Origin of the sequence: Nocardioides sp. (assembly GCF_034670285.1) — a bacterium.
In the GTDB taxonomy this organism is placed as follows: domain Bacteria; phylum Actinomycetota; class Actinomycetes; order Propionibacteriales; family Nocardioidaceae; genus Nocardioides.
This window is the reverse complement of the sequence record NZ_JAXMNS010000236.1, coordinates 1-5,969: the sequence shown is the minus strand read 5'-3', so window position 1 is coordinate 5,969 and position 5,969 is coordinate 1. Positions and strand designations below refer to the sequence as shown.

At 70.9% G+C, this 5,969-nt stretch carries 5 protein-coding genes and 1 pseudogene; 1 reads left to right on the top strand and 5 read right to left on the bottom strand.

Features of this window, described 5'->3' with window-relative positions; genetic code table 11:
* The 4 genes and pseudogenes from VOI19_RS12440 to deoC all read right to left on the bottom strand — a co-directional run.
* A pseudogene (locus VOI19_RS12440) lies at window positions 1-220 on the bottom strand (hypothetical protein); the annotation flags it as partial.
* 7 nt (window positions 221-227) lie between these two features.
* Entirely contained in the window at window positions 228-1,109 is an 882-nt protein-coding gene (locus VOI19_RS12435; protein WP_323793279.1) for an aldehyde dehydrogenase family protein, read from the bottom strand.
* 1 nt (window position 1,110) lies between these two features.
* Window positions 1,111-2,553: an aldehyde dehydrogenase family protein gene (locus VOI19_RS12430; RefSeq protein ID WP_323793278.1), complete on the bottom strand. Its 1,443-nt coding sequence runs from the start codon at window positions 2,551-2,553 to the stop codon at window positions 1,111-1,113.
* Window positions 2,554-2,564: 11 nt separating this feature from the next.
* Window positions 2,565-3,539 carry a deoxyribose-phosphate aldolase gene (deoC, locus tag VOI19_RS12425; protein WP_323793277.1) on the bottom strand — a complete coding sequence of 325 codons (975 nt, stop codon included), beginning with the start codon at window positions 3,537-3,539 and terminating at the stop codon, window positions 2,565-2,567.
* Window positions 3,540-3,585: 46 nt separating this feature from the next.
* Here deoC and VOI19_RS12420 point away from each other — a divergent pair, with 46 nt between their 5' ends.
* Window positions 3,586-4,269: a hypothetical protein gene (locus tag VOI19_RS12420; protein ID WP_323793276.1), complete on the top strand. Its 684-nt coding sequence runs from the start codon at window positions 3,586-3,588 to the stop codon at window positions 4,267-4,269.
* On the opposite strand, the gene VOI19_RS12415 is transcribed toward VOI19_RS12420, so the two are convergent.
* Window positions 4,270-5,940 carry a phospho-sugar mutase gene (locus tag VOI19_RS12415; RefSeq protein ID WP_323793275.1) on the bottom strand — a complete coding sequence of 557 codons (1,671 nt, stop codon included), beginning with the start codon at window positions 5,938-5,940 and terminating at the stop codon, window positions 4,270-4,272.
* Window positions 5,941-5,969: the final 29 nt, after the last annotated feature.

Genomic DNA, 5,969 nt, shown 5'->3' with positions numbered 1-5,969 from the left:
GCAGCCACGACGCAGGGTCGTCCCAGTCGGCGAGGCCCGCGTTGGCCCGTCCCTCGGAGATCCGGGGGAGTGACGGGTCGTCGCCGTCCTTGTAGAAGTCGTCGAGCCGCAGCACCGGGAGTCCGGCGCGTGCGGCAAGACGTGACTTGCCGGACCCGCTGGGCCCGGCGATGACGATCACCTGAGCGGCCCCAGAGAGTCCGTCGACCTGGTCGGGCACCGTTGGGTCAGACGCCCATCGGGTGCCACACGGTCTTGATCTCGATGAAGTCGGTCATCGTGTCCAAGGCCGGGGCAGCGGTCCAGTCGGGCTCCGTGGCCGGGGCTCGGCGCACGCGCTTGAGGTTGTCGGCGGCGGCGACCTCGAGGTCGGTGGCGAGCTCGGCTGCGCCCTCGGTGCCGGCGAGGCCGACGAGGTCGATCGCGTTGACGTCCATGTGCGAGGCGAGCCACGGCGAGATCGCCGCGGCCGAGCCCGTGAGCAGGTTGACCACTCCGCCGGGCACGTCGGAGGTGGCGAGCACCTCGGCGAACGTGACAGCCGGGAGCGGGCGGTCGTAGGACGACACCACCACCACCGTGTTGCCGGTGACGATGACCGGGGCGATGACCGAGACCAGACCCAGCAGCGAGGACTCCTGCGGGGCGAGGACGGCGACGACGCCGGTCGGCTCGGGGGTGCTCAGGTTGAAGAACGGGCCGGCCACCGGGTTGGCGTTGCCGACGACCTGGGTGAGCTTGTCGGCCCAGCCGGCGTACCAGACCAGACGGTCGATCGCGGCGTCGAGTGCAGCGTTGGCACGCGCGGTCGTGAGGCCCTCGGACTGCTGGAGCGCCGCGACGAACTGCGGACGACGGTCCTCCATGACCTCGGCGACGCGGTAGAGGATCTGCGCCCGGTTGTAGGCGGTGCGACCCGACCAGGAGCCGAACGCCTTGCGGGCGGCGACGACGGCGTCGCGGGCGTCCTTGCGGGAAGCCAGGGCGGCGTTGGCCACGAATCGTCCCTTCGCGTCGTTGACGAGGTAGGAGTAGCCCGACTCCGAGCGGGGGAAGGCCCCGCCGATGTAGAGCTTGTAGGTCTTGCGGACGTCGATGCGTGCAGCCATGTCAGCTGGCCCCCTTCAGGTAGGCCGAGAGGCCCTGGCGGCCACCTTCGCGGCCGTAGCCGGACTCCTTGAACCCTCCGAAGGGGCTCGTCGGGTCGAACTTGTTGAACGTGTTGGCCCACACCACGCCGGCGCGCAGTGCGCCGGCCATGTGCAGGATGCGCGAACCCTTCTCGGTCCACACCCCCGCCGACAGGCCGTACGGCGTGTTGTTGGCCTTCTCGACCGCCTCGGAGGGCGTGCGGAAGGTGAGCACCGACAGGACCGGTCCGAAGACCTCCTCGCGAGCGATGCGGTGGGCCTGGGTGACGCCGGTGAAGAGCGTCGGGGGGAACCAGAACCCCTGGGTCGGCAGCTCGCACTCGGGGGCCCAGCGGTCGGCACCCTCGGACTCGCCGATGTCGCTGAGCTCGCGGATGCGGGCCAGCTGCTCGGCGGAGTTGATGGCACCGATGTCGGTGTTCTTGTCGAGCGGGTCGCCGAGGCGCAGCGTCGACATCCGGCGCTTGAGCCGCTCGAGCAGCTCGTCGGCGACGGACTCCTGCACCAGCAGGCGCGAGCCCGCGCAGCAGACGTGGCCCTGGTTGAAGAAGATGCCGTTGACGATGCCCTCGACGGCCTGGTCGAGCGGGGCGTCGTCGAAGACGATGTTGGCGGCCTTGCCGCCGAGCTCGAGGGTGGCGCGCTTGTCGGTGCCGGCGATGCTGCGGGCGATCGCCTTGCCGACGGCGGTCGAGCCGGTGAAGGCGATCTTGTCGACGTCGGGGTGCTCGACCATGGCCTGGCCGGTGGCACCGGCGCCGGTGACGATGTTGACGACGCCCGGCGGGAGGTCGGCCTGCTGGCAGATCTCGGCGAAGAGCAGCGCGGTCAGCGGCGTGGTCTCGGCAGGCTTGAGCACGACGGTGTTGCCGCAGGCCAGCGCGGGTGCGATCTTCCACGCCAGCATGAGCAGCGGGAAGTTCCACGGGATGATCTGCGCGGCGACGCCGAGCGGCTGCGGGTTGGTGCCGTAGCCGGCGTGCTCGAGCTTGTCGGCCCAGCCGGCGTAGTAGAAGAAGTGCGCGGCGACGACGGGGATGTCGACGTCGCGCGCCTCCTTGATCGGCTTGCCGTTGTCGAGGGTCTCCAGCACGGCGAGCTCGCGGCTGCGCTCCTGGATGATCCGCGCGATCCGGTAGAGGTACTTCGCGCGCTCGCTGCCGGGCATCCGCGACCAGACGCGGGTGTAGGCGCGGCGGGCGGCCTTGACCGCGGCGTCGACGTCGGCCTGGTCGGCCTCGGCGACCTCGGCGAGGACCTCCTCGGTGGCCGGGCTGATGGTCTTGAAGGAGGCGCCGTGACCGTCGACGAACTCACCGTCGATGAAGAGCCCGTAGGAGGCCTTCAGGTCGACGATGCTGCGCGACTCCGGTGCCGGTGCGTACGTGAATTCCATGCTCATCAGAGGGCGCCTCAGTCCAGGGTGAAGTAGTCGGGGCCGGAGTAGCGGCCGGTGGTGAGCTTGGTGCGCTGCATGAGCAGGTCGTTGAGCAGCGTGGAGGCGCCGAAGCGGAACCAGTCAGGGTCCAGCCAGTCGGAGCCGGCCACCTCGTTGACGGTCACGAGGTACTTGATGGCGTCCTTAGCGGTGCGGATGCCGCCGGCGGGCTTGACGCCGACCATCTGTCCGGTGGCAGCCCGGAAGTCGCGGACCGCCTCGAGCATGATCATGGTGACGGGCAGGGTCGCGGCGGGCTGCACCTTGCCGGTCGAGGTCTTGATGAAGTGGGCGCCGGCCATCATCGCCAGCCACGAGACGCGACGGACGTTGTCGTAGGTCTGCAGCTCGCCGGTCTCGAAGATCACCTTGAGGTGGGCGTCCTCGCCGTCCTCACGCGCGCAGGCCTCTCGGACGGCGACGATCTCGTCGAACACCTGGAGGTAGCGACCCGAGAGGAACGCGCCACGGTCGATGACCATGTCGATCTCGTCGGCGCCGGCCTCGACGGCGTCGCGGGTGTCGGCGAGCTTGATGTCGAGGGCGGCGCGGCCGCTGGGGAAGGCGGTGGCCACCGCGGCGATGTTGACGCCGGAGTCGCCGAGCACCTCCTTGGCGGTCGCGACCAGGTCGGGATAGACGCAGACCGCGGCAGCCGAGGGGCACGTGGCGTCGGCCGGGTCGGGGCGCATCGCCTTCGCGGCGAGCGCGCGCACCTTGCCGGGGGTGTCCTGACCCTCGAGCGTGGTGAGGTCGACCATGGTGATCGCGAGGTCGAGCGCCTGCGCCTTCGCGGTGGTCTTGATCGAGCGGGTCGACAGGGACGCGGCGCGCGCATCGGCGCCGACCTGGTCGACACCGGGCAGACCATGCAGGAAGCGGGTCAGGGAGGCTTCGGACCGAGTGACGTCGGAGAAGTCGGTCGGGTCGGCCGTCGCGTGGGTGGGCATGGCGGTCAGCATAGGCTCGTGAGGTCCTGGAGTGGAAAGTTGCAATATGAAGATCGCAGGGAGACGTGGCGTGGCGATGGGTGACCCGATCGAGACCGACGACGAGGTGCAGCAGTTCAGTCAGACCTCGAGCCGCGTCCTCGGTGCCGTGGGCGTGATCGCTGCCGCCGTGACCGCGGTGATGGTGCTGACCCGCAGCGAGGAGCCGTCGTACGCCACGGTCGCGCTGTGCGTCTTCTTCGGGGCCCTCGCCTGGGCAGCACTGCTCCGTCCGCGGCTCGAGCTCGGCCCTCGTGACATCGTGCTGCGCAACATGCTCAGCACCGACACCGTTCCGCTCGCCGCGATCGAGTCGCTCACCGTGCGACAGGTCCTGGAGGTCTTCGCCGGTGACAAGCGCTACACCTCGCCGGCGGTCGGGCGGACCCGACGCCAGCTCGTCAAGGACGGCTTCAAGGGCTCCGGTGGGGGCCACGGCGGGATGATGGGGATGCTGCCGGCGTTCCCGACTGCACCCGAGAAGCCCGAGAACCCCAAGACGTCGTTCGGACTCTTCGTCGAGGAGCGGCTGCGGGCCAGGGTCGCCGATGCCCTCGCCCGTGAGGGCGTCAAGGCGCGCTCGACCGATCAGGCCAGGCTGGCCGAGGGGATCGACCGACGTCCGGCGATCGCTGAGATCGCGGTCCTGGCGACGTCGCTGGTCGCAGCCGTGGTCCTGATCGCCCTCTGATCAGAGACCGGCGGCGGCCCGGATGTCGGCACCGATCGCGTCCAGCCGCCCCGCTGCCACGATCCGTGCCGCCGGCACGCCACCCGCGGGCTCGACCGGCACGACGACCTCGAGGTAGCACTTGATCTTGGGCTCGGTGCCGCTCGGACGCACGATGACCCGAGCGCCCTCGGCCAGGCGGTAGCGCAGTCCGTCGGTCGGCGGCAGGCCGCCGGCTCCCTCGGCGAGGTCCTCGGCGGCCAGGACGTCGAAGCCGCCCAGGCTGGCGGGCGGCTGGGCGCGCAGCTTCTGCATCGCGTCGGAGATGATCGACAGGTCCTCGACGCGCACCGACACCTGGTCGGTCGCGTGGAGACCGTGCTCGGTGGCGATGTCGTCGAGCAGGTCGCGGAGGTCGCGGCCCTCGGCCTTGAGCTCGGCAGCGAGCTCGCAGAGCACGAGCAGTGCGGAGACGCCGTCCTTGTCGCGGACGTGCTCGGGGTCGACGCAGTAGCCCAGTGCCTCCTCGTAGCCGTAGGCCAGGCCCTCGATGCGCGAGATCCACTTGAAGCCGGTGAGGGTCTCGGCGTGCGGCTGGCCCGCGGCCTCGGCGAGCTTGCCGAGCAGCGAGGACGACACGATCGACGTGGCGTAGACACCTTCCTTGCCCGAGCTGAGGAGTCGGTGGGCGAGCAGGGCCCCGACCTCGTCGCCGCGCAGCATCTGCCAGCCGGTCGGTCCGGGCACCGCGGCGGCGCACCGGTCGGCGTCCGGGTCGTTGGCGACCACCAGGTCGGCGCCCGTGCGCTCGGCGAGCGCCAGGGCGAGGTCCATCGCCCCGGGCTCCTCGGGGTTGGGGAAGCCGACCGTGGGGAAGTCCGGGTCGGGCTGCTCCTGCTCGGCGACCACCTGCGGGGCCGAGAAGCCGGCGGTCTCCAGCACCTGCGTGACCGACGTGCCGCCGACGCCGTGCAGGGGCGTGTAGACGATCTCGAGGTCGCGCGGACCGTCGCCGGCGAGTCCGGCGACGGTGTCGAGGTAGTGGTCGATGATGTCCTCGCCGAGGACGGTGCCGCCCGAGCCGCGGGGGATGGCGTCGAGTGCTCCGACGGCCGCGATGTGGCGGGCGATGTCGGTGTCGGCCGGCGAGACGATCTGGCTGCCGTCGCCGAGGTAGACCTTGTAGCCGTTGTCGGCAGGCGGGTTGTGGCTCGCGGTCACCATGATCCCGGCGACCGAGCCGAGCTCGCGGATCGCGAAGGCCAGCAGGGGAGTGGGCAGGGCACGCGGCATCAGCCAGGCCGTGAAGCCGGCCCCGGTCATCACCTCGGCGGTGTCGCGCGCGAAGACGTCGGAGTTGTGCCGGGCGTCGTAGCCGATCACGACCGAGGCACCGTGGCCGCCGGCCTCGGCGTGGCCCTGCTCGTGGAGGTAGGCGGCCAGTCCGGCGGCCGCACGCTGCAGGACGACGCGGTTCATCCGGTTGGGACCGGCACCGAGGGCACCGCGCAGGCCGGCGGTGCCGAACTGGAGCGTGCCGCGGAAGCGATCAGCCAGGTCGGCGGCGGCGCCCTCCGACTGGGCGACCACGTCAGCGATGACCTGCTCCAGCTCGGCGCGGGTCTGCAGATCGGGATCCTGGTCCGCCCAGGTGCGGGCTCGCTCCAGCAGGACGTCGACGTCGGGGCTCATGTGAGGCACGGTAGCGCCCTGACCGACCC

What these genes read in the sequence shown, in the direction of transcription:
- deoC (WP_323793277.1), bottom strand. Translation starts at nt 3,539, where the DNA reads ATGCCCACCCACGCGACGGCCGACCCGACCGACTTCTCCGACGTCACT.
- VOI19_RS12420 (WP_323793276.1), top strand. Translation starts at nt 3,586, where the DNA reads ATGAAGATCGCAGGGAGACGTGGCGTGGCGATGGGTGACCCGATCGAG.
- VOI19_RS12415 (WP_323793275.1), bottom strand. Translation starts at nt 5,940, where the DNA reads ATGAGCCCCGACGTCGACGTCCTGCTGGAGCGAGCCCGCACCTGGGCG.
- VOI19_RS12435 (WP_323793279.1), bottom strand. Translation starts at nt 1,109, where the DNA reads ATGGCTGCACGCATCGACGTCCGCAAGACCTACAAGCTCTACATCGGC.
- VOI19_RS12430 (WP_323793278.1), bottom strand. Translation starts at nt 2,553, where the DNA reads ATGAGCATGGAATTCACGTACGCACCGGCACCGGAGTCGCGCAGCATC.